Source organism: Streptomyces lomondensis, assembly GCF_014651035.1.
Lineage (GTDB): Bacteria > Actinomycetota > Actinomycetes > Streptomycetales > Streptomycetaceae > Streptomyces > Streptomyces lomondensis.
Map to the genome: position 1 here is coordinate 673,405 of NZ_BMWC01000004.1, position 21,832 is coordinate 695,236.

A 21,832-nucleotide genomic window follows, 5' to 3' on the forward strand; every position below is an offset into this window, starting at 1 on the left:
GCCTCAGGCAGTACGTCCGCCGGAGTGCGCGGACGCCGCGCCGCTCAGTCCGGGTAGCGGGGCGTCCACTGCGCCTGTGCGATCGCCTTGCGCAGGTCCTCCTCCGTCGCCTGCGGGGCCACCCCGTCCTCGACGGCGGCGAGGGCCGCGGCCAGGGCGATCTCGCGTGCGGACTCCCGCATGCCGGCCAGGGGCGGCAGCAGCGGCACGGGACCGTCGACACCGTCCGCCGCCCGTACCGCGCACTGCGCGACGGCCCGGGCGGCGGCCACGAGCATGCGGTCGGTGACGCGCGTGGCGCGGCTCGCGGTCACCGCGAGGCCCATGGCCGGGAAGACGTACACGTTGTTCGACTGCGCCACCGGCACCTCGTGTCCGTCCACCGTCAGCGGCGGGAAGGGCGAACCGGTGGCGATCAGCGCCCGGCCGTCGGTCCAGCGCGTGAGGTCCGCGGGCTCGGCCTCGGAGTGGGAGGTGGGGTTGGACAGCGGGAAGACGACGGGCCGTTCGCAGGTCGAGGCCATCTGCCGCACGATCTCCTCGGTGAACGCGCCGTGCGCCGTCGACAGCCCGATGAGCGCCGTCGGCTCGACCCGGCGCACCACTTCGGCGAGGCCGGTGCCGTCCCAGCCGGCCACCTCGCTGTCGTCGCGTGCGAACGCCCGCTGCTGCGGCGTCAGTTCGGAGCGCGATCGCACCAGCAGGCCGTCGATGTCGAGGATCCAGAACCGTGCCGTGGCCTCCTCCTCCGGCAGGCCCTCCTCGACCATGGCCGCACGGATCATGTCGGCGACACCGATCGCGGCCGAACCGGCGCCCAGGATCACCACGCGCTGGTCGGGCAGCGGGGTGCCGGCCACGTTCGCCGCGGTGGACAGGGCCCCGAGGGTGACGGCCGCCGTGCCCTGGATGTCGTCGTTGAACGTGAGCAGCCGGTCGCGGTAGCGGGCGAGGATCGGGTGGGCGTGCGCGGTGGCGAAGTCCTCCCACTGGAGCAGCGTCCCCGGCAGCTCCGCCTCGACCGCCGAGACGAACGCCTCGATCATCTCGTCGTACTCGGCGCCGGTCAGCCTGCGGGCGCGGCGGCCCAGGTAGCGCGGGTTGTCGAGCAGGTCCTCGTTGTCCGTGCCGACGTCCAGCAGGATCGGCAGGGTGCGGGCGGGGTGGATGCCGCCGATCGCCGTGTAGAGGCTGAGCTTGCCGATCGGGATGCCCATGCCGCCGACGCCCTGGTCGCCCAGGCCGAGGATGCGCTGCCCGTCGGTGACGACGATGACGTCCACGTCCTGGTTGCCGTGCGGGCGGTTGCGCAGGATGTCGCGGAAGCGGTGCCGGTCCTCCCAGCTCAGGAACAGCCCGCGCGGCCGGCGGTAGATCTCGCTGAACCGCCGGCAGGCCTCACCCACCGTCGGCGTGTAGACGATGGGCAGCAGCTCCTCCAAGTGCTCGGTGACCAGACGGTAGAAGAGCACCTCGTTGGTGTCCTGCAGCTGCCGCAGGTAGATGTGCCGGTTGAGGGGCTTGTCGTAGCCGTGGAACGCCTCGTAGGCCCGGGCGACCTGCTCGTCCAGCGTCTCCACGGCGGGCGGCAGCAGCCCGTCGAGCCCGAGCTCCTCGCGCTCGCGCCGGCTGAAGGCGGTGCCCTTGTTGACCAGCGGGTCGGCCAGGGTCGTGACGGCGGGGCTGGTGGTCGGGCGGGGGTGGTTCATCGGCTGGTCCATGAGGTGACGTGTTCCCGCGACCGGCCGGTCCGTGCGCGTGACGTGTGCCATCCGGACGAACCGCCGTGCCTCTCCGGAAACCTTCCCCGGCACCGATGAGTTCTGCCGCGCCGCCCCGTCTACCCCTGCGAAAGGCATACCGAGCCCCAACAGCCCGCAGGAGACAGTGACATGAGTGTGACGACCCCTCAGACCCAGGCCGCGCAGACCGGTTCCCGGAGCAGCTCCGGCCTTCTTTCCACCCGCCCGGTATGGCTGGTCGGTGTCCTGGCGACGCTCGCCGGTGCCGTCGTGACGGAGGCGTTCGCGCTGGTCGCACGGGCGGCCGGGGTCCCGATGGAGGCGGCGAGCCCGGGGGCCGCGGAGGCCGCGGAGATCCCGGTCGGCGGCTTCTTCGGCGGGGTGGTGTTCTGGTCGGTCGCCGGGATCGTCCTCGCGGTCGTGCTCGCCCGCTGGGCCAGGCAGCCCGCCCGCACCTTCACGGTGACCACCGTCGCGCTCACCGTCCTGTCCCTCGCCGGCCCGGCTGTCGCCCCGCACACGGCCACCTCCACCCAGATCGTCCTGGCCGCGTCCCACGGGGTGGCCGCCGCGGTGATCATTCCCCTGCTGGCCCGGCGGCTGTCCCACGGGCAGCGGTGACGCCGCCCCCCGACACCCGGAATCCCGACACCGGCCCGTCGCGCATCGCCGCCGACGGGCCGTCGTCATGTCCGCGACGCCGCCCGCGGAAGCAGCCCCGGCAACCCGAACAGCCCAGTACCGCTGCGCCGGAGGAGGCGACGGTGGATGAGCGGGGTGAAAGTGGTGGAAGGCATGCGCATACACACCGGGACGAGGAGGCGCGATGGCGGAGGCAGCGGTCGAGGTAGGCGCGGCGAGCGCCGCCACGCGGGGCGGCGCGGACCGGTCCGTCTTCGAGCAGCTCAGCGCCGTCGCCGACGCCGTCCTCTACGAGGGCTACCTCCTCTACCCCTACCGCCGTTCCTCGGCCAAGAACCGCGTCCGATGGCAGTTCGGGGTGCTGTTCCCCCGGGACTGGGTGGAGGCGGACGGTCCTGTCGTCCCCGGCGTCTCCGGCTCCGCCGACTCCTGGTACCAGCAGACCGAGTGCCTGGTGCGGCTCCGGCGGCCCGGCAGCGCCTCCGTACGCGTGCGGATCCGCTACCTCCAGTTGCAGCGCAAGCAGGTGCAGGACCCCGGGCACCGGCCCGTCGAGTCGCTGCGCACCGACGACGGCACCGTGCACCTGACCTTCGACGAGGCCGTACCGCGCGAAACCGGCATCGAGGTCCCGCTCGACGAGCTCCTGCGCGGCGGACGCACCGTCGCGGTGGGCGCCGCGGCCGGCGAGGACATCGAGCCGCTGCCCAAGGGCGCCGGGCGGGTGGTGCGGCAGCGCGCAGCGGTACGGGCCGAGACCACCGTCACCGCCGAGCGGCTCTCCGACGACCTGTGCCGGCTGCGCGTACGGACCACGAACACCGCGCCCGCGCCGGCCCCGCGCACCCCGCGTGACGAGGCACTGCGCCGGGCCCTCATCGCCACCCACACCCTCATCGGCGGTGAAGGCGTGGAGTTCGTCTCGCTCATCGACCCGCCCACGGACCTTGAAGCGCCCGCGCGCGCCTGCCGCAACGAGTTCACCTTCCCCGTCCTCGGCGGTAGGGCCGAGGACGCCGGACACGTCCTGCTGTCCGCGCCGATCATCCTGCCCGACCACCCCCAGGTGGCCCCCGAGAGCCCGGGCGACCTGCACGACGCCGCCGAGATCGACGAGATCCTCACGCTGCGCACGATGCTGCTGACCGACGAGGAGAAGCGCGAGGCCCGGGCCACCGACCCCAGGGCGGCCGCGATCCTCGACCGCGTCGACACCATGCCGCAGGAGGTCTTCGAACGACTGCACGGCGCTGTCCGCTCCCTGGCACCGGCCGCCCCGCCGGCCTCGGCTCCCGCCGACCGCCCCTCCTGGTGGCAGGAGGGCGCCGACGACGGCCTCTCCCCGTCCACCGACACCGTGCTCGTCGACGGCGTCCGCCTCGGCGGCGGCAGCCGCGTACGGCTGCGCCCCCGCGGACGCGGCGCCGACGCCCAGGACATGTTCCTGGCCGGGCGGACCGCCGAGGTGGCCGCCGTCTTCCACGACGTCGACGGCAGCGTGCACCTCGCCGTCACCCTCGACGACGACCCCGCGGCCGAACTGCACTCCTGGTACGGCCGCTTCCACTACTTCCGGCCCGACGAGCTCGAACCCCTCGGGCCCGCCGGATCCCCGGACGAGCCGCCGGCACCGGCTCCCGCCGCGGCCCAGACGCGGCACACGACCGACTCCGAGACCCCCGCAGCGGAGGCCGAGTGACATGACAATCCACAGCAGCACCACCGAAGTCAGCAAGGAGCCCGAGCGGGCCGAGGACCGGCAGGGCATAGACGAGATCACCATCCTCTGGATCTCCGAAGGCATGAGCTGCGACGGCGACACCGTCTCGCTCACCGCCGCCGACCAGCCCTCCATCGAGGACCTGGTGCTCGGCCTGATCCCGGGCCTGCCCAAGGTGAACCTGGTCAACAAGGTGCTCTCCCCGAGCCTCGGAGGCGAGGACTTCCTCGCCCCCTACCGGGCGGCCGTACGGGGCGAACTCGCCCCGTTCATCCTCGTGATCGAGGGCTCGATCCCCAACCAGAACATCATCGAGGGCGACGGCTACTGGACGTCCTTCGGCAACGACCCGGAGACCGGCGAGCCGCAGACCCTCAACTGGTGGATCGACCAACTGGCGCCCAAGGCCTGGGCGGTGGTCGCCGCCGGCACCTGCGCCACCTTCGGCGGCATCCACGCCATGTCCGGCAACCCCACCGGCTGCATGGGCCTCGCCGACTACCTCGGCTGGGACTACACCTCCCAGGCCGGACTGCCGGTCGTCAACGTGCCGGGCTGTCCGATCCAGCCCGAGAACTTCATGGAGACCCTGATCTGGGTCCTCTACCACGCGGCCGGCTCCGCACCACCGCCCCCGCTCGACCACATGCTGCGCCCGCAGTGGCTGTTCGGGAAGACCGTCCACGAAGGCTGCGACCGCGGCTCCTACTACGAGCAGGCCAGCTTCGCCAAGGACTACAACTCGCCCAAGTGCCTGGTCAAGACGGGCTGCTGGGGTCCGGTCGTCAACTGCAACGTGCCCAAGCGCGGCTGGATGGGCGGCATCGGCGGCTGCCCGAACGTCGGCGGCATCTGCATCGGCTGCACGATGCCCGGCTTCCCCGACGCGTTCATGCCGTTCATGGACGAACCCCCGGGCGGCACCCTGTCGTCCCTGGCCATCAAGCCGTACGGGGCCGTCATCCGCCGGCTGCGCGGCATGACCAACGAACTGGTCAACCACGAGCCCAAGTGGCGCCACAACAAGCGCAAGCTGACCAGCGGCTACGACCCGCGCTGGCGGCCCTGATGAGACCCGCGACCCACCACACCACCCGCAGCGAGGGCGCGACCCTCCACACCACCGACAGTGAGGGGCAGTACCGCAGATGACCACCACCGAGGCCCGGCCCACCGAGCGCAAACCACCCCAGCTCGTGGACATGTCCTGGGATCCGATCACCCGGATCATCGGGAACCTGGGCATCTACACGAAGATCGACTTCGCCAACCGGGAAGTCGTGGAATGCCACAGCACCTCGTCGCTCTTCCGCGGCTACTCGGTGTTCATGAAGGGCAAGGACCCGCGCGACGCGGGCTTCATCACGTCCCGGATCTGCGGCATCTGCGGCGACAACCACACCACCTGCTCCGACTACGCCCAGCAGATGGCCTACGGCGTCAAGCCGCCGCCGCTGGCCGACTACATCGTCAACCTCGGCGAAGCGGCCGAGTACATGTTCGACCACACGATCTTCCAGGACAACCTGGTCTTCGTGGACTTCTGCGAGGCGATGGTCAAGGCCACCAACCCCGGTGTGCTGGCCCGCGCCGAACGCACCGAGGCGCCTCGTGGCGACATCCACGGCTACCGCACGATCGCGGACATCATGAAGGCCTTCAACCCCTTCGAGGGCGAGGTCTACAAGGAGGCCCTGAAGGTCAGCCGGGTCACCCGCGAGATGTTCTGCCTGATGGAGGGACGGCACGTCCACCCGTCCACGCTCTATCCCGGCGGCGTGGGCACCATGCCCCAGCCGAACACCTTCACCGACTACCTCAGCCGGCTCATGCGGGTCATCGACTTCGTGAAGAAGGCCGTCGCCATGAACGACGACGTCTTCGACTTCTTCTACGAGGCGCTGCCCGGCTACGAGGAGGTCGGCCGCCGCCGGGTGCTGCTGGGCTGCTGGGGTGCCTTCCAGGACCCCAAGACGGTCGACTACCGGTACGAGACGATGAACTCCTGGGGCAAGGACATGTACGTCACCCCGGGCATCATCGTCGACGGCGAGCTCGTCACCAACAACCTCGTCGACATCAACCTCGGCCTGCGCATCCTGCTGGGCAGCTCGTACTACGAGGACTGGGTCAACGAGACGCCCTTCGTCACCCACGACCCGCTCGGCAACCCCGTCGACATGCGCCACCCGTGGAACCAGACCACCGTCCCGGTGCCGCAGAAGCGCAACTTCGACGACAAGTACAGCTGGGTCATGAGCCCGCGCTGGTTCGACCAGCGCACCGGCGACCACCTCGCCCTGGACACCGGCGGCGGCCCGCTCGCCCGCCTGTGGTCGACCGCGCTGAACGGCCTGGTCGACACCCCGTACGTCAAGGCCACCGGCCACAGCGTGCGCATCTCCCTCCCCAAGGGCGAGTCCCTGCCGGAGACCACCCTGGAGTGGCGCATCCCGCAGTGGAGCAACACCATCGAACGCGACCGCGCCCGGCCGTACTTCATCGCCTACGCCGCCGCCATGGCCCTCCAGTTCCTGGAGGAGTCCATGGGACTGATCCGCGCCGGCGAGACCAAGGTGTTCGAGAACTACGAGGTGCCCGACGAGGCGATCGGCTGCGGCTTCCACGAGGCGGTGCGCGGCGTCCTCTCCCACCACCTGGTGATCAAGGACAAGAAGATCGCCAACTACCACCCGTACCCGCCCACCCCGTGGAACGCCAGCCCCCGCGACATGTACGGCACACCCGGCCCGTACGAGGACGCCGTCCAGGGCCAGCCGATCTTCGAGGAGAACGGGCCGGACGACTTCAAGGGCGTCGACATCATGCGCACCGTCCGCAGCTTCGACCCCTGCCTGCCGTGCGGTGTCCACATGTACGTCGGCAAGGGCAAGACGCTCACCACTCTCCACTCGCCGACCTACGGGGCGAACCATGGCTGAGCCCGCCGCCGCACGGCTGTCCGACCCGGACGTCGAGGCCCGGCTCGCCCGGCTCGACGAGGCCCTGGAAGCCCTCGCGTCCCTCCCCGGCCCCGCCACCGAGGCGGTCCGGCTGCTGACCGAGGTCTACGGCGAGGCCCTGGCCCGCGTCCTGGACCGGGCGGACGAGGAGCTGGCCGCACGTCTCACCGAGGACGAGCTGCTGGGGCACCTGCTGGTGCTGCACGACATCCACCCCGAGCCGGCCGAACGCCGGGCGGCCCGCGCGGTCGAACGGCTGCGGCCGGCCGTCCAGGAGCGGGGCGGGGACGTGGAGTGGGCCGGAGTGGAGGGCGAGGTGGCCCGGGTGCGTATGACCACGGGCGGCGGCTGCGGCTCCGGCTGCGGCGGCGGAACGTCCGAGGTCACCGACGCGGTCCGGGCGGCGGTGCTCGCCGTGGCCCCCGAGCTGACGGCCGTGGAGCCGCTGACCGACACCGCCCCAGCCTTCGTACCGCTGGCCACGCTCACGCACCGGGGCGCGCGGTGACCACCGACCGGGCGCTGGCCCGCCTCATCCGCTCCTCCGCCGAGCGCACGGCGGCGGAGGAGACGGAGGTGTGCGACCTGTGCGCCGCGCCGGTCGCCGAGGAGCACGCCCACCTGTACGACACCGGGCAGGACGAGGTGCGCTGCGCCTGCGGCCCCTGCTCGGTGCTGTTCGCCGAAGCCGGGGCCGGGGCCGGGCAGTACCGGCTGGTGCCCCGGCGCCGGGTCCGGCTGCCCAAGGTCGATACGGCGATGCTCGGCGTACCGGTCGGCCTGGTGTTCTTCGTGCCCCGGGCGGACGGCGCCGTCACCGCCCAGGGCCCGAGCCCGGCCGGCACCATGCGCTGGGAGGTGGACGCGGCGGCCTGGCAGGAGCTGGCCCGGACGTGTCCGCGGATCGCGACCGTGGAACCCGAGGTGGAGGCGCTGCTGGTGAACACCGTCCACGGCCTCGACCACCACTGGATCGTGCCGATCGACGACTGCTACCGGATGGTCGCCGTCGTACGCCGGGAGTGGCGCGGCCTGTCCGGCGGCGGCCGGATCTGGCCGGCCGTCGAGCGGTTCTTCGAGGACCTCACCGAGCGGTCATGAGCACGCACTCCGCAGGTCGGAGGCGAGGAAGGAGAACATCCCATGGGCAGCATCAGAGTGGGCCGGGCGCAGACGAAGCCCGACACGCCCACGCATGTGACCGGCATGCACCAGGGCAACAAGGGACGGTACGAGGACCAGAAGGGGCACAACGAGGACGGCACCGCCGACGCGCGCCGCTCCACGGGGATCCACTGGAAGCGGCATGACGCCCTCGCGGAGACCATGCCGAACATCTCGCCGGGATGACAGCCGTGATCAGAGAGCAGGGAGTCGCCGCAATGAAGGTCCGACGAGCACCCAGACCCATCGCACGCAGATCCATGGCACGCAGCCCCCTCGCACGCGGCCTCGTCGCGCGCAGGCGGGGCGGGACGAGCGGGCAGCGGGTGCTGAAGGCCGAGGCCGTCCTGGCGGGCGGTCTGGCCGTGGCACTGCTGTGCTGGGAGTTTCCCAGCCTGCGGCGGGAGATGCGGATCTGGCGGATGGCCGGCGGTTTCCGCGCCGGCCGCCGCTACCCGTGAGCCCGCCGTGCACGAACTGTCGATCGCGACCGCGATCATCGAGCGGGCCGGTGAGCTGGCCCGGGCGGACGGGACGGCCGCCGTCTCGGCGGTGACCGTCCGGGTCGGCGAGCTGGCGGGCGTCGTCCCCGACGCCCTCGGCTTCGCCTTCGAGGTGGCCCGCGACGGCACCGCCCTCGCCGGGGCGCGGCTCGTGGTCGAGCAGGTGCCCGCGCAGGCCTGGTGCGGCCCGTGCGCCGAGGAGTTCGCGGTGGGCATGCCCCCGTTCTTCTGGTGCCCGCGCTGCGACCGGCCCTCCAGCGACCTGCGCAGCGGCCGGGAGCTGGAGATCGCCGGGATCGAACCGGTCCCGACCTAGCGCAAGGCCCCGCATAGCGGAAGGCCCCGCCGACCCGTCGGCGGGGCCTTCCGCGCGGGTCAGCAGATGCGCGGCAGCTGCTCGCCGAGCGGCAGGTCCACCACCCGGGTGCCGCCGAGACCGGTGGCGACCACCACCATCCCCGGGTGCTCGGCGACACACTCGCCGATCCGCGCGGCCCCGGCGCCCTGCGGGTGCGCACGCATCGCGGCGAGCACCTCCTCCGCCTCCGACGGCGGGACGAAGGCGACCAGCCGCCCCTCGTTGGCGACGTACAGGGGATCGAGCCCGAGGAAGCCGCAAGCGTTCGCCACCGCGTCCGGCACCGGAACGGCCCGCTCCTGCAACCGGACACCGGTCCCGGACGCACGGGCGATCTCGTTCAGGGACGCCCCCAGGCCGCCCCTGGTGGGGTCGCGCAGCACATGGACGTCCGGGGTGACGGCCAGCATGGCCGCCACCAGATCCGCCAGCGGCGCGGTGTCGCTGGCGACCTCCACTCCGAACTCCAGGCCCTCCCGGACGCTCATGATCGCCACCCCGTGCAGGCCGATCGGCCCGCTGACGATGACGACGTCCCCGGGCCGCGCCCGCTGCGGCCGGATGTCCACACCGTCGGGCACCAGCCCCACCCCGGCGGTGGTGACGTACACCCCGTCGCCGTGCCCGGACTCCACGACCTTGGTGTCACCCGTGGCGATCGTCACCCCGGCGGTCTCGGCCGCCGCGCCCATCGCTCGCGCGATCCGCTCGACGACCGTCAGCTCCACGCCCTCTTCCAGGACGAAGGCGGCGGAGAGGTACGCGGGCCTCGCCCCGCTCATGGCCAGGTCGTTGACGGTGCCGTTGACCGCGAGGTCCCCGAGGCTGCCGCCCGGGAAGAACAGCGGCCTGACGACATAGGAGTCGGTGGAGAAGGCGAGCCGCGCGCCGCCCAGTTCGAGGACGGCGGAGTCGGTGAGAGCGGCGAGGGTGGCGTTGCCGTAGGCGGGGCTGAAGACCTGCTCCATCAGCTCAGCCGACAGGGCGCCGCCTCCGCCGTGCCCCATCACCACCACACCCTGGTCGCGCAGCGGGGCGGGACACGTCCAGTCGGCCGGGTCGACCACCTCGGCGAGTCGCTCAGGCAACGGGAGCCACCTCCTCCTGCGATGCCCCGCCGCCCTGCGGCGTCGGGGCGTTCATCCGGCGGTACAGGTAGTAGGCCGCGCAGGCGCCCTCGCTGGAGACCATGGTGGCGCCGAGCGGGGTGCGCGGGGTGCAGGTGGTGCCGAACGCGGCGCACTCGGTGGGCTTGATCAGGCCCTGGAGCACCTCGCCGCTGCGGCACTCGGCGGGCTCCTCGGTCCGGATCCCGGTGACGTCGAAGCGGTGCTCGGCGTCGAACGCCCGGAAGGCGTCGGTCAGCCGCCAGCCGCTCGAAGGAATGCGCCCGATACCTCGCCAGTTGCGGTCGGTGACCTCGAACACCTCCTCGATCATGCGCACGGCGGCAGGATTGCCGTCCTCGCGCACGGCACGCGGGTAGGCGTTCTCCACCCGGTGCTCACCGCGCTCCAGCTGGCGGACCGCACGGCGGATGCCCTCCAGGATGTCCAGCGGCTCGAAGCCCGTCACCACCATCGGAACGCCGAACCGCTCGGCGAGTTCCGGGTACTCGGCCGTGCCCATCACACTGCACACGTGCCCGGCGGCCAGGAATCCCTGCACCCGGCACTCGGGCGCCGTCATGATCGCCTCGATGGCCGGGGGCACCCGCACATGAGACACCAGCAGGCTGAAGTTGGTCAGGCCCAGGCGGCGCGCCTGGTGCACGGCCATCGCGTTGGCGGGGGCGGTGGTCTCGAAGCCGATCGCGAAGAACACCACCTCCCGGTCCGGGTGGCGGCGGGCCAGCTCCAGGGCGTCGAGCGGCGAGTAGACCACGCGGACGTCGCCGCCCTCGCCCTTGACCCGGAACAGGTCGCGGTCGGTGCCCGGCACCCGGAGCATGTCGCCGAAGGAGCAGAAGACCACCCCGGGCCGTGCGGCGATCTCCAGCGCCTTGTCGATGACCTCCAGCGGCGTGACACAGACGGGGCAGCCGGGGCCGTGGATCAACTCGACCTGTTCGGGCAGCAGTTGGTCGATGCCGTGCCGGATGATCGAGTGGGTCTGGCCGCCGCACACCTCCATCAGGGCCCACGGCCGGGTCGCGGTGGCGCGGATCTCGTCCAGCAGCCGCCGGGCCAGATCCGGGTCGTTGAACTCGTCGATGTACTTCACGCGGTGCCCGCCTCCTTCGCCGCCTGCTCCCAGGCGTCACCGAACTCCTCCTCCAGCAGCCCCAGTTCCTCGAACAGCTTCAGCGAGGCCAGGGCCGACTCCTCGTCCAGGCGCTGGAGCGCGAAGCCGACGTGCACGATGACGTACTCACCCACCCGCACGTCGGGGACGTACTCCAGGCACGCCTGTTTCCGCACGCCGCCGAAGTCGATCAGCCCGGTGAGCGGATCCGCGCCGTCGTCGATGGCCACGACCTTGCCGGGCACTGCCAAACACATGGGTCACTCCTCCTGTCGTAGGTGCGCCGCGACCACCAGCTGGCCGAGGGCCAGCCCGCCGTCGTTCGGCGGGACTTCGCCGTGGCGGAGCACCGTGAAGCCGTCTGTGGCCAGCAACCGTGTGCACTCCTCCTCCAGCAGCGCGTTGGCGAAGACCCCGCCGCTGAGCGCGACGGTGGCCAGGCCCGTGTCCCGGCGTGCGCGCCCGCAGATCTCCGCGACGGCCCGCGCCACGGCGCGGTGGAAGCGGGCCGCGAGCACGGGGGCCGGGGTGCCGCGCCGCAGGTCGGTGACCAGCGCGCGCAGCACGGGCGCCGGGTCGAGATCGCCGGTGAAGGCGTACGCCGAGGTCTCGGCGTCCCACGCCGAGGCGGCCGCCGCCTCCAGCTCCAGGGCGGCCTGGGCCTCGTACCCCGCGCGGTGGCAGACACCGACCAGGGACGACACGGCGTCGAAGAGCCGGCCCATGCCGGAGGTCGGCACACAGGCCAGCCCGCTGGCCAACTGCCGTTCGAGTACGGCCAGTTCGTCGGGCGCGCAGGCGCCCACACAGGGCAGATCCGCGTCCCACGGCAGCCCTGCCGCCCGCAGCCGGGCCAGTGCCAGGCGGCACGGGTTGGCCACGCCCGCGTCCCCACCGGGGAGCGGGGCGGGCGCGAGGTGGGCGTAGCGCCGGAAGCCGCGGTAGCCGGCGAGGAGGATCTCGCCGCCCCAGACGGTGCCGTCGTCGCCGTAGCCCGTGCCGTCGAAGGCGACACCGATCACGGGTGTCGTGCCGTCGAGGCCGTGCTCGGCCATCGCCGAGGCGAGGTGCGCGTGGTGGTGCTGGACGAGCACGGGCGTGCGCCCGGCCCGTCGGGCGGCCCATCTCGTCGAGTGGTATCCCGGGTGCCGGTCGGCGGCGACGAGCTCGGGTGTGACCCCGGTCAGGCACCGCATGTGCTCCTCCGCGCTCCGGGCCGCCTCCAGGCTGCCGAGGTCGCCCATGTCGCCGATGTGCGGGCCGAACCAGGCCTGGTCGCCCGCGCCGAGGCACAGGGCGTTCTTCAGGTCGCCGCCCACGGCCAGCGCGGGCCGCACCGGCACCGGCAGCCGCAGCGGCCGGGGCACGTATCCCCGGGAGCGGCGCAGCACCTGCTCGGTGCCGTCGGGCCGCACCCGCAGCAGGGAGTCGTCGCAGGGCGAGGCGATGGGCCGGTCGTGGGCGAGCCAGGCGTCGGCCAGGCCGGCCAGCCGGGTCAGTGCCTCGTCGTCGTCCGTGACGATCGGTTCCCCCGAGCGGTTGCCGCTCGTCATGACCAGCATGCGGGGACCCGGCGGATCGCCGGGCAGTCCGAACAGCAGGGTGTGCACGGGGGTGTAGGGCAGCAGCACGCCGAGGTGCGGGCTGCCGGGGCAGACGCCGGGCGCGAGGCCTGCCGGCCCCGGCCGCCGACGCAGCAGGACGATGGGGCGCCGGGGGCTGGTGAGGGCCGCCGTCTCGGCGGGGGAGGGCTCGGCGATCCGCCGTACGGCGTCCAGGTCCGCGCACATCACCGCGAACGGTTTGCCGCCGCGCGCCTTGCGGGTGCGCAGCGTCTCGACGGCCCGCGCGTCGGTGGCGTCACACGCCAGGTGGTAGCCGCCGAGGCCCTTGACGGCGACGATCCGCCCGGCGGCCAGCAGCGCCCGCGCCGCCGCGAGGGCGTCGGCGTCCCGCGCCGGGCGGACCCCGCTCCCGGAGGCGGGCACCAGACGCAGCCGGGGACCGCAGTCGGGGCAGGCCACGGGCTGGGCGTGGAAGCGGCGGTCGAGGGGATCGCCGTACTCCCGTGCGCAGCCGGCGCACATCGGGAAGCCGGTCATGGTCGTCACCGCCCGGTCGTACGGCATACCGGTGGCGATGGTGAAGCGGGGCCCGCAGTGCGTGCAGGTGACGAACGGGTGCCGGTGCCGGCGGTCGGCCGGATCGGCCAGCTCCCGCAGGCAGTCGGCGCAGGTCGCCGTGTCGGGCGGGAGGTGGGTGCGGCCGGGGGAGCGGTCCGTGGAGCGGATGCTGAAGGTGCCGTCGGCGCCCGTGACGGGCAGGTCCTCGAACCCGACACCGGTGACGGTCGCCAGCGGTGGTGGCTCCGCGGCCAGCCGGTCGCAGAAGCGGTCGACGCCCTCCGGCGGGCCCTCCACCTCGATGACGACACCGCTCGCGGTGTTGCTCACGAACCCCGCGAGGGCGAGATCGGTGGCCAGGCGGTGCACGAAGGGGCGGAAGCCCACGCCCTGCACGGTGCCGCGCACGGTGACGCGGCGGCGCACCGCCTGTGCGACCGGCGCGGTCACGGGACGAGGCCGGCTTCGGCGTCCTCATGGGCGTGGCTGTGCGGGCGGGGCGCCAGGGGAGGCCGGTGCACCGGGGACCCGTCCCGTACGGCGAGCACCCGCTCCAGCAGAGCGTCCACGCCGACACCGGTGCGGGCGCAGGACCGCAGCACCTCCACCCCGGGGTTGACCCGCTGCACATGGGCGTCGAAGGCGGCCTCGTCGAACCCGGCGGGCCCCGTCAGGTCCGTCTTGGTCAGCACCACGAGGTGGGCGGACCCGAAGGCGGTGGGGTACTTGAGCGGCTTGTCCTCGCCCTCCGTCACCGCCATGAGGACGATCCGCAGGCTCTCGCCGAGGTCGTAGGAGGCCGGGCACACGAGGTTGCCGACGTTCTCCACGAACAGCAGCGAGGTGCCCTCCGGCAGCCAGCCCTCCACGTGGCCGCGCAGCTGCCGCGCCTCCAGATGGCACAGCCCGTCGGTCAGCAGCTGCTTCACCGGGGCGCCTGAACGGGCGAGCCGGTCGGCGTCGTTCTCGGTCGCCAGGTCGGCGGTGAGCGCGGCCACCGGCAGGCCCCGCTCCACCGCCCGGGCCAGCACCCGCCCGAGCAGTTCCGTCTTGCCGCTGCCCGGGCTGGACAGCAGGTTGACCACGCTCACTCCGCGCCGGGCCAGCTCCTCGCGCAGGCCCGCGGCCAGACCGTCGTTCTTCGCCAGGACGGCCTGAGTGACCTCGTCCACGGAATCGCACATGGCGCCGCTCCTCGCGGTCAGTAGGGAAAACGTTCCGCTACCGATCCTGGGCGCCGTCTCTCACGGTGCCCGGCAGCCCGGCGGGGACAGGGCGGGGGATTCGTCCGGGCGGCTCAACGGGGGCGTGGCCGCCGGGTCGGCGAGCAGCACCGGGACCATGGTGTGCAGCGCCGCGACGGCCCGCCCGACCGCCTCGCGCACGGTCGCGCCGATGCCCGGGGCGATGTCCTCGTCGGCGGGCGCCCGCAGCTCGGGTTCGCAGGCGAGGACCAGGACGCGGGGGAGCGGCTCGTCGCCCAGGTGGGCGGCGAGGGCGAGGACCTTCGCCGGGTCCATGCCGTGCGCCTCGGGCGGGGCGGCCCCCGTGGCGCCGTCGGGCAGGTCCGGCTCGATCAGCGACAGGGTGCCCGGCGCGTGTCCCCGTACGGCCGCGTCGACCAGGACGGCCGTGTCGTAGCCGTCGAGCAGTTCGTACGCCAGGTCCATGCCGCGGATGCCGAAGTCCCGCACCCGCACCTCGGGCGGCAGCGGGTGCTGCTCCAGGGCGCGGATCACCTCGGGGCCGAAGGCGTCGTCGGCGAGGAAGATGTTGCCGACGCCCGCCACGAGCAGCCGGGCGCTCACTGCGCACCTTCCTGGGCCAGCGGCCGGGCGGAGCCGTGCGGGAGCTTGCGGACGAACGCCGAGCGCAGCGCGTGGTACGGGGCCTGCGGGTCGAAGAAGACGGCGCGCATGCGGGCGAGTTCGGCCCGCCGGTACTCCGCGAGGGGCCGCTGGAGCTCGTCCGCGTGCCGTGCCGTCGCCTTGGTGGTGATCCGCTGTGCGATGCCCGGGTCGCCGGCCACGTCGGCGGCCAGGCGCTCGACCTCCGCGGTGAACTCCCTGGCGGGCACCGGCACCAGACGGTCCACCAGTCCGATCCGCTCGGCGGTCGCCGCGCTCACCGGCAGCGCCTCGCTCGTCAGCCGCTCCGCCGCCTCGGCTCCCACGCGGCGCGGCAGCGAGTACGTCCAGTACTCCGAGCCGTACAGGCCCATGTTCCGGTAGTGCGGGTTGAGGACGCTGCCGGTGCGGCACCACACCTCGTCGGCGGCCAGGGCGAGCATCACGCCGCCGGCCGCCGCGTTGCCGCCGAGGGCCGCCACCACCACCCGGTCGGTGGTGCGCAGCACGGCCTCGACCAGGTCGTTCATGGCGACGAGGTTGGACCAGGACTCGCCCGCCGGGTCGCTCGACGCCTCGATGACGTTGAGGTGGATGCCGTTGGAGAAGAAGTCGCGGGCGCCGCCGAGCACCAGCACCGAGGTGCGGCGGGTGAGCGCGTACCGGTAGGCGGCGAGCAGCCTGCGGCAGTGGACGGTGCTCATCGCCCCGCCCGGGAACGAGAAGGACAGGAAGCCGATGTCCCCCCGCTGCCGGTAGCGGATGTCCGTCCAGGTAGTGCGCTCCGGGGGCAGTTCGAGCGGGACGGCGATCTCCGGCAGCCAGTACGGGCGGCCGTTCGAACCCGGCATGCCCGGGGCGCTGCCGGGCGGCGCCGGGAAGCCGGCGAGCACCGAGGCGGCCGGGCGGCGGAACGGGGCCGGGTCGCCGGAGGCCTTGCGGGGGCGCAGCTCCGGGATCCACACCGCGCCGTCCCGGGTGGCCCGGCAGACCGCGCCGGACCGGGTCGCGAGCAGTTCCCCGGGCTGCCCGCGCAGCCGGTCCTCGGGGTGCCCGCCGTGCAGGAACACCTCCCGGCCGCAGACCTCGTCCAGGACGCCCGGCTGCGAGTCGGCCCCGCGGAGCTTGCGCAGCACCGTCGCGGTGTCGTCGTGCTCCCAGTCGATGCGCCGCTGCTCCTGGCGGAAGTAGTCCCGCCACACCACGCGGATCCCGGGGTCGCTCTGCGGGCGCGGCTTGAAGGACCCGTCGGCGAACCGCCGCACGGCGAGCAGGACGGCGGCCGTGGCGGCGTCGGACACCTCGTTGCGGTACATGTCGCTCTTGCCGGCCGGCGGCACCGGGAACGCCCCGTCCGCCCAGATGTCGCCCGCGTCCATCGCCGCCTCGGCCTGGAGCACCGTCACGCCCCACTCGGAGGCCTCCTCGGCGATCGCCCAGTCCAGTGCCGACGGGCCCCGGTCGCCGGGCGGCCCCGGGTGCACGATCAGGCAGGTGTGCTCCCGCCACACGTCCTCCGGCAGGGCCGACTTCAGCATCGGGGCGACGACCAGCTCCGGGCACACCTCGCGTACGGCGGCCCGGACCGCGTCGGCGCCGTGCGAGGCGAGGACGACGTCCACCCGGTGCCCCTGGTCCGACAGTTCCGCGTACACGCGCTGGGACAGGCTGTTGAACGCGCTGGCGACGAGCAAGATGTCCATGACATGGCATCGTCGCCGGTGACGGGAGGGCCGAGAAGGACCGCGGCGGCGTTTCGCGGCCCTCTTCCGCTTCCGGCCTACTCTCCCGACGGCGCCTCTCCCGGCGGCGTGGTCAGCGGGACGCCCGTGGCCACCGGAGTGCCGCTCGCGCAGCTGTTGGGCTCGCCGACCGTCCCGGGAGAAGGACGTCCTGTGGTGATCACCCGCTCGCGGCCACCGGGGCCCGCGACCTGGACCGGCTGCGGGAGATCAACCCGGCGCTCAGGAGCTTCGACGCGTGGCTGGCGGAGAACGCCTCGAAGATCGAAGTGGGCTGAGCAAGCGGCGTCCGGGCAAGGCTGGACGACGAGGATCCGTCCTGAAGTGAGCACATGGGCCCGCGGCGTGCTGGTTGACGCGTCAACCGTGCCGCACCCGTGGAGTCGGCCAGGTTCACGCCGCCGGTCCTCCGGTCCGCCTTGCCCGCGCCGTATGCCTGACGCACGCTGGTCGTATGGGTGGGCGAGACGGCCCCACGCTCATCACCTCCGTCCAGCGGGCCATGCGCCTGCTGGAGGCGGTGAGCGCGCACGCGAACGGCGCGCCGGCGAAGCAACTGGCGCGTGAGACGGGCCTGCCCCTGGCCACCGCCTATCACCTGCTGCGGACCCTGACGCACGACGGATATGTGCGGAAGCTGGACGACGGCGGGTTCGTCCTCGGCGACAAGCTCCAGACTCTGCGGACCACGGGCCGTGCGCAGGCGCTGCTCAGCCGCGTCCGGCCCACGCTCGCCGCGCTGCGCGACGAGCTCGCGACCGCCGCCTACCTCACCTTCTACGAGGACGGCGAGATCCGGGTCGCCGAGATCGTCGACAGCCCCGGAACGCCCCGCGTCGACCTCTGGGTGGGCTTCGAGGACGCGGGACACGCGACCGCACTGGGCAAGTCCGTGCTGCGCGAACTGGACGACGAGGCCCGCAAGGACTACCTCTCCCGCCACCATCTCGCCGACCTCACCCCGCGGACGATCACCAGCCCCCCGGAACTGCTCCGGCGGCTGGAGAACCCACCCCTGGCCCCGGCCGTCACGGACCTGGAGGAGTACACCCTGGGCACGGTCTGCGTCGCCGTCCCGGTCTACAGCGGCGACACGCTCGGTTCCCTCGGCGTCTCCCTGCCGGCGAGCCGGCTCTCCCGGCTGCCGGAGATCCGGGAGCGACTGCTCCCGACCGCGAGCCGCGTGACCCGGGGCCTCTCGCTCACTATCTGAAAATCCTCTCCTTGCCCGTGTCCTGCCTCACCCCGTTTTCTGGATGAAACAGACATTTCAGTAGTGTGCCCGGCGCACAGGTGAGGACTGCGGACGCGAACATGAGCCAAGCCCGAGACCGTGGTGGCGACCACCGGCCTGTAGGGCCGTTCGACAACCGAGTGACCGGTATCGGGGCCGCGGCCCGCAGACGCGCCGGCGCGCAGCTGGCCGCGGGGGCGCCCGTCCTGCCCGTGCTGGTCGTCTCCGTCGTCGTGCTCGCCGACCTCGCCGACGGTGCGGGGATGATCTGGCTGCCCGTGCTCGCGGCCGGGCCCGCCCTGGCGGCCACGACCAACGGGCCGCGCGGAGTCTTCTGGGTCGGCTGCCTCGCCGTGGCGCTCGGCGCGACCCTCGGCGTCCGGGACGGTGTGCCCGGCCGCGAACTGGCCGCCCTGCTGTCGGCCCTGGTGGCCGTCACCCTCGCGAGCGGCCTGGCCGCTGTCCTGCGCGAGCGCCGTGAACGGGTGCTCGCTGCCGTCCGCTCGGTCGCCGAGACCGCCCAGCACGCACTGCTCCGGCCCGTGCCGGCGACCGTCGGACCGTTCCAGGCGGCCGTCCGCTACAGCGCCGCGGCCGCCGAGGCCCGGATCGGCGGGGACCTCTACGCACTGATACCCACCCCGCACGGGGTGCGGCTGATCGTCGGCGACGTGCGCGGCAAGGGGCTGCCCGCCGTGGGGACCGCCGCGCTGGTGCTCGGCGTCTTCCGCGAGGCGGCCCACGACGAGCCCGACCTGCTCGCCGTGGTCGACAGGATCGAACGCAGCCTCGCGCGCAACCTCGGCCACGACGACTTCGTCACCGCCATCGTCGCGGGATACCCGCGGGCAGGGCATCTGGAGGTGGTGAACTGCGGACACGCGCCCCCGCTGCTCGTCCGCGCCTGCGGAGACGTGACGGCGGTGGAGCCCACGCATCCGGCCCCGCCCCTCGGGCTGCGCGCCCTCACGGGCCACACGCCCGGCCTCCAGACGCTCCCTTTCCGCGACGGCGACCAGCTGCTCCTCTACACCGACGGCGTCACCGAAGCCCGCGACGACGGCCGCGCCTTCTACCCGCTCGCCGAAGGGCTGGAGCGGCACGTGTCCCACGAGCCGGCCCGCACCGTCGGCGCGCTCCACGACGAACTCCTGGCCCACGTGGGCGGCCGGCTCCACGACGACGCGGCGCTGCTCCTGATTCGCAACCCGGCCGCACACGAAACGGAACTTCCCCGAGCGGCCGCTCCCGGCGCGGCGTGCGGGGCGGGGGCTGCTGATGAGAGCCCGGTCGCCTCTTTCCGGTCGGTCACGGGCACAGAGCGACAAGACGCGTGATGTTGCTGTCATGCGCCTCGCCGGCGGCCGGCCGGGCGGCATCCTGCGCCCGTGGACACGGAGCAGGTGTACGCCGCTTTCTCGGCCGCGGGCGCGGCGTTGTCGGGGGCGGCCGCGGTCGCCGCGGTGCTGGTGGCGCGGTGGCAGACCAGGTTCGCGCGACGCGTCGCGCTGGAGACGACGCACGCGCAGCGGGCCGTGGAACGGGAGCTGCGGCTGGAGGCGCAGCGCAGCGAGGCGTGGACGGCCTTCCTGTGCGCCGCGGACGCGTTCGCCGGCGCGGTGTGGACCCTCGCGGACGTGGCGCCCGAGCACCGTGCGGAGGAGCTCCGCCGCCGGAGCGAAGTCCTCACGACGGCGTGCTCGGCGCTGCCGATGCACGGGCCGGACCGTGTCGTCCGGCAGGCCGAGGCGCTGCGTGAGCGGTGCGCGCGGATGGAGCAGTACGCGGTCCGGCGGGCGGTGGTGCGCTCCGCGCTCCAGGCGCTGCTGGAGAAGTGGTGTCCGGGAAACGCCGAGCACTGCGAGTCCGACGCTCATTCATCCGCATGGCTCGCCCACGTCCTGCTCGAGGGCTGGGGAGACCGCGAGGACGACGAGCGCCCTGACGATCTCGCCCATCTGGAAGACCTGATCAGGGAGAGCGGTGCGCTGGCGGACGCCGACCTCGCACGACTTCTCGCTGTGGCGCGTTCCCCCGTCTGCTGGGAGCTGCTGGCGGCCGAACCGCGGTGGTTGCGGCCGCGCACCGGCTACGACGAGGCGCGGGACGCGTTCACCGCGGCCGTGCGCGACCAGTCACGCCTCGCGCAGGTCCTTGACCCGGCGGAGCTTGCCGACTGACCGCTCCAGACTCTCCGGCTCGACGATCGCCACGTCGGCGGTGATGCCGATGCCGTCCTTGACGGCCTTCGCGATCGCGCGGGCCGCGGCCTCCCGCTGGTCCGGGCCGGTGCCCGGGCGGGTCTCGACGCGGACCGTCATGTGGTCCAGACGGCCGCGCCGGGTCAGCTGGATCTGGAAGTGCGGTGCCACGCCGGGTGTGCGCAGCACGATCTCCTCGATCTGGCTGGGGAAGACGTTCACCCCGCGCAGGATGATCATGTCGTCGCAGCGGCCGGTGATCTTCCGGATGCGGCGGAAGGCGGGCCGGGCCGTGCCGGGCAGCAGCCGCGTCAGATCGCGGGTGCGGTAGCGGACGACCGGCAGCGCCTCCTTGGTCAGGGACGTGAAGACCAGCTCGCCCTCCGCGCCCTCGGGCAGCACCTCACCCGTGATCGGGTCGACGACCTCGGGATAGAAGTGGTCCTCCCACACATGCAGCCCGTCCTTGGTCTCCACGCACTCCTGCGCGACCCCGGGACCGATCACCTCGGACAGGCCGTATATGTCGACGGCGTGGATGTCGATCCGTTCCTCGATCTCGCGGCGCATCTCCTCCGTCCACGGCTCGGCCCCGAAGATGCCCACCTTCAGGCTGCCGGCGCGCGGGTCGACGCCCTGCCGCTCGAACTCGTCGAGCAGGGTGAGCATGTACGACGGGGTGACCATGATGATCTCGGGCCGGAAGTCCTGGATGATCTGCACCTGCCGGGCCGTCATGCCGCCCGAGGCGGGGATGACGGTGCACCCGGCCCGCTCGGCGCCGTAGTGTGCGCCGAGGCCGCCGGTGAACAGGCCGTAGCCGTAGGAGATGTGCACCTTGTTCCCCGGGCGTCCACCGGCGGCGCGGATCGAGCGGGCGACCAGGTCCGCCCACATCGACAGGTCGTTCTCCGTGTAGCCGACGACCGTGGGGCGGCCGGTGGTCCCGCTGGAGGCGTGGACCCGGCGGACCTGGTCCATGGGGACGGCGAACATGCCGAACGGGTAGGTGTCCCGCAGATCGGCCTTCGTGGTGAAGGGGAACCGGGACAGGTCCGCCAGCGAGCGGCAGTCCTCCGGGGTGACCCCGGCCTCGTCGAACTTCTGCCGGTACGCCTCCACGTTGTCGTAGGCGTGGCGCAGGCTCCGGCGCAGACGGTCGAGCTGGAGCTCGCGCAGCTGCTCGCGCGTCAGGCGCTCGGCGTCGTCGAGCAGGGCGTGGGGGAGGGGCTCGCCCCGCCGCTGTCCCGTCGCCGTGTCAGCTGTACTGCTCACGTCACCCACCACCTTGTAACCCGACCGACCATTCGGTTAGCTCCGGCGCCGACCAGTAATCCAGTCGCCCCGGG

General features: G+C 73.0%; 21 protein-coding genes. 12 read left to right on the forward strand and 9 right to left on the reverse strand.

What is annotated here, in order from left to right; all coding sequences use genetic code 11:
- Window positions 1-44: 44 nt before the first annotated feature.
- Entirely contained in the window at window positions 45-1,721 is a 1,677-nt protein-coding gene (locus IE255_RS18170; RefSeq protein ID WP_190051386.1) for an NAD-dependent malic enzyme, read from the reverse strand.
- 171 nt (window positions 1,722-1,892) lie between these two features.
- On the opposite strand from IE255_RS18170, the gene IE255_RS18175 reads away from it, so the two are divergent.
- The 9 genes from IE255_RS18175 (at window position 1,893) to hypA (ending at window position 9,050) form a co-directional block, all read left to right on the forward strand.
- The gene (locus IE255_RS18175; protein ID WP_190051315.1) at window positions 1,893-2,363 is read left to right on the forward strand and encodes a DUF6069 family protein; all 471 of its coding nucleotides are present in this window, start codon (window positions 1,893-1,895) and stop codon (window positions 2,361-2,363) included.
- Between the two features lie 205 nt (window positions 2,364-2,568).
- Entirely contained in the window at window positions 2,569-4,083 is a 1,515-nt protein-coding gene (locus tag IE255_RS18180) for a hypothetical protein (protein ID WP_190051316.1), read from the forward strand.
- Between the two features lies 1 nt (window position 4,084).
- On the forward strand, window positions 4,085-5,173 hold the full coding sequence (locus IE255_RS18185) for an NADH-quinone oxidoreductase subunit B family protein (protein WP_190051317.1): 1,089 nt from the start codon (window positions 4,085-4,087) through the stop codon (window positions 5,171-5,173).
- 79 nt (window positions 5,174-5,252) lie between these two features.
- Window positions 5,253-7,046 carry a nickel-dependent hydrogenase large subunit gene (locus tag IE255_RS18190; protein WP_190051318.1) on the forward strand — a complete coding sequence of 598 codons (1,794 nt, stop codon included), beginning with the start codon at window positions 5,253-5,255 and terminating at the stop codon, window positions 7,044-7,046.
- On the forward strand, window positions 7,039-7,575 hold the full coding sequence (locus IE255_RS18195; RefSeq protein WP_190051319.1) for a NifU-related iron-sulfur-binding protein: 537 nt from the start codon (window positions 7,039-7,041) through the stop codon (window positions 7,573-7,575). The genes IE255_RS18190 and IE255_RS18195 overlap by 8 nt, the downstream gene beginning before the upstream one ends.
- Entirely contained in the window at window positions 7,572-8,168 is a 597-nt protein-coding gene (locus IE255_RS18200; RefSeq protein ID WP_190051320.1) for a DUF5947 family protein, read from the forward strand. Before IE255_RS18195 ends, IE255_RS18200 begins: the two co-directional genes overlap by 4 nt.
- Window positions 8,169-8,210: 42 nt before the next feature.
- On the forward strand, window positions 8,211-8,417 hold the full coding sequence (locus IE255_RS18205) for a hypothetical protein (RefSeq protein WP_190051321.1): 207 nt from the start codon (window positions 8,211-8,213) through the stop codon (window positions 8,415-8,417).
- Between the two features lie 74 nt (window positions 8,418-8,491).
- Window positions 8,492-8,692 (forward strand): hypothetical protein, encoded by a 201-nt coding sequence (locus tag IE255_RS18210; protein ID WP_190051392.1) that lies wholly within the window; start codon window positions 8,492-8,494, stop codon window positions 8,690-8,692.
- 7 nt (window positions 8,693-8,699) lie between these two features.
- Window positions 8,700-9,050 carry a hydrogenase maturation nickel metallochaperone HypA gene (gene hypA / locus IE255_RS18215; protein WP_190051322.1) on the forward strand — a complete coding sequence of 117 codons (351 nt, stop codon included), beginning with the start codon at window positions 8,700-8,702 and terminating at the stop codon, window positions 9,048-9,050.
- Between the two features lie 59 nt (window positions 9,051-9,109).
- Here hypA and hypE read toward each other — a convergent pair whose 3' ends face one another.
- The 7 genes from hypE to IE255_RS18250 are packed head-to-tail and all read right to left on the reverse strand — an operon-like array spanning window position 9,110 to window position 17,009.
- Window positions 9,110-10,180, reverse strand: coding sequence for a hydrogenase expression/formation protein HypE (gene hypE / locus IE255_RS18220; RefSeq protein ID WP_308280903.1), 1,071 nt, complete (start codon window positions 10,178-10,180; stop codon window positions 9,110-9,112).
- Entirely contained in the window at window positions 10,173-11,315 is a 1,143-nt protein-coding gene (hypD, locus tag IE255_RS18225) for a hydrogenase formation protein HypD (protein ID WP_190051323.1), read from the reverse strand. The genes hypE and hypD overlap by 8 nt, the downstream gene beginning before the upstream one ends.
- Window positions 11,312-11,593 (reverse strand): HypC/HybG/HupF family hydrogenase formation chaperone, encoded by a 282-nt coding sequence (locus tag IE255_RS18230; protein WP_190051324.1) that lies wholly within the window; start codon window positions 11,591-11,593, stop codon window positions 11,312-11,314. Before IE255_RS18230 ends, hypD begins: the two co-directional genes overlap by 4 nt.
- Window positions 11,594-11,596: 3 nt before the next feature.
- Window positions 11,597-13,909: a carbamoyltransferase HypF gene (gene hypF / locus IE255_RS18235; protein ID WP_190051325.1), complete on the reverse strand. Its 2,313-nt coding sequence runs from the start codon at window positions 13,907-13,909 to the stop codon at window positions 11,597-11,599.
- On the reverse strand, window positions 13,906-14,643 hold the full coding sequence (gene hypB / locus IE255_RS18240; RefSeq protein ID WP_190051326.1) for a hydrogenase nickel incorporation protein HypB: 738 nt from the start codon (window positions 14,641-14,643) through the stop codon (window positions 13,906-13,908). The genes hypF and hypB overlap by 4 nt, the downstream gene beginning before the upstream one ends.
- A gap of 60 nt (window positions 14,644-14,703) precedes the next feature.
- Entirely contained in the window at window positions 14,704-15,267 is a 564-nt protein-coding gene (locus tag IE255_RS18245) for a hydrogenase maturation protease (RefSeq protein WP_190051327.1), read from the reverse strand.
- The gene (locus IE255_RS18250; protein WP_190051328.1) at window positions 15,264-17,009 is read right to left on the reverse strand and encodes an enoyl-CoA hydratase-related protein; all 1,746 of its coding nucleotides are present in this window, start codon (window positions 17,007-17,009) and stop codon (window positions 15,264-15,266) included. The genes IE255_RS18245 and IE255_RS18250 overlap by 4 nt, the downstream gene beginning before the upstream one ends.
- Before the next feature lie 493 nt (window positions 17,010-17,502).
- On the opposite strand from IE255_RS18250, the gene IE255_RS18255 reads away from it, so the two are divergent.
- The 3 genes from IE255_RS18255 (at window position 17,503) to IE255_RS18265 (ending at window position 20,462) form a co-directional block, all read left to right on the forward strand.
- Window positions 17,503-18,261, forward strand: coding sequence for an IclR family transcriptional regulator (locus tag IE255_RS18255; RefSeq protein WP_190051329.1), 759 nt, complete (start codon window positions 17,503-17,505; stop codon window positions 18,259-18,261).
- Window positions 18,262-18,362: 101 nt separating this feature from the next.
- Window positions 18,363-19,619: a SpoIIE family protein phosphatase gene (locus IE255_RS18260; RefSeq protein WP_190051330.1), complete on the forward strand. Its 1,257-nt coding sequence runs from the start codon at window positions 18,363-18,365 to the stop codon at window positions 19,617-19,619.
- Between the two features lie 51 nt (window positions 19,620-19,670).
- Window positions 19,671-20,462: a hypothetical protein gene (locus IE255_RS18265; RefSeq protein ID WP_190051331.1), complete on the forward strand. Its 792-nt coding sequence runs from the start codon at window positions 19,671-19,673 to the stop codon at window positions 20,460-20,462.
- Here the strand turns inward: IE255_RS18265 and paaK are convergent.
- Entirely contained in the window at window positions 20,418-21,758 is a 1,341-nt protein-coding gene (gene paaK, locus IE255_RS18270; protein ID WP_190051332.1) for a phenylacetate--CoA ligase PaaK, read from the reverse strand. The genes IE255_RS18265 and paaK overlap by 45 nt on opposite strands.
- Between the last annotated feature and the right edge of the window lie 74 nt (window positions 21,759-21,832).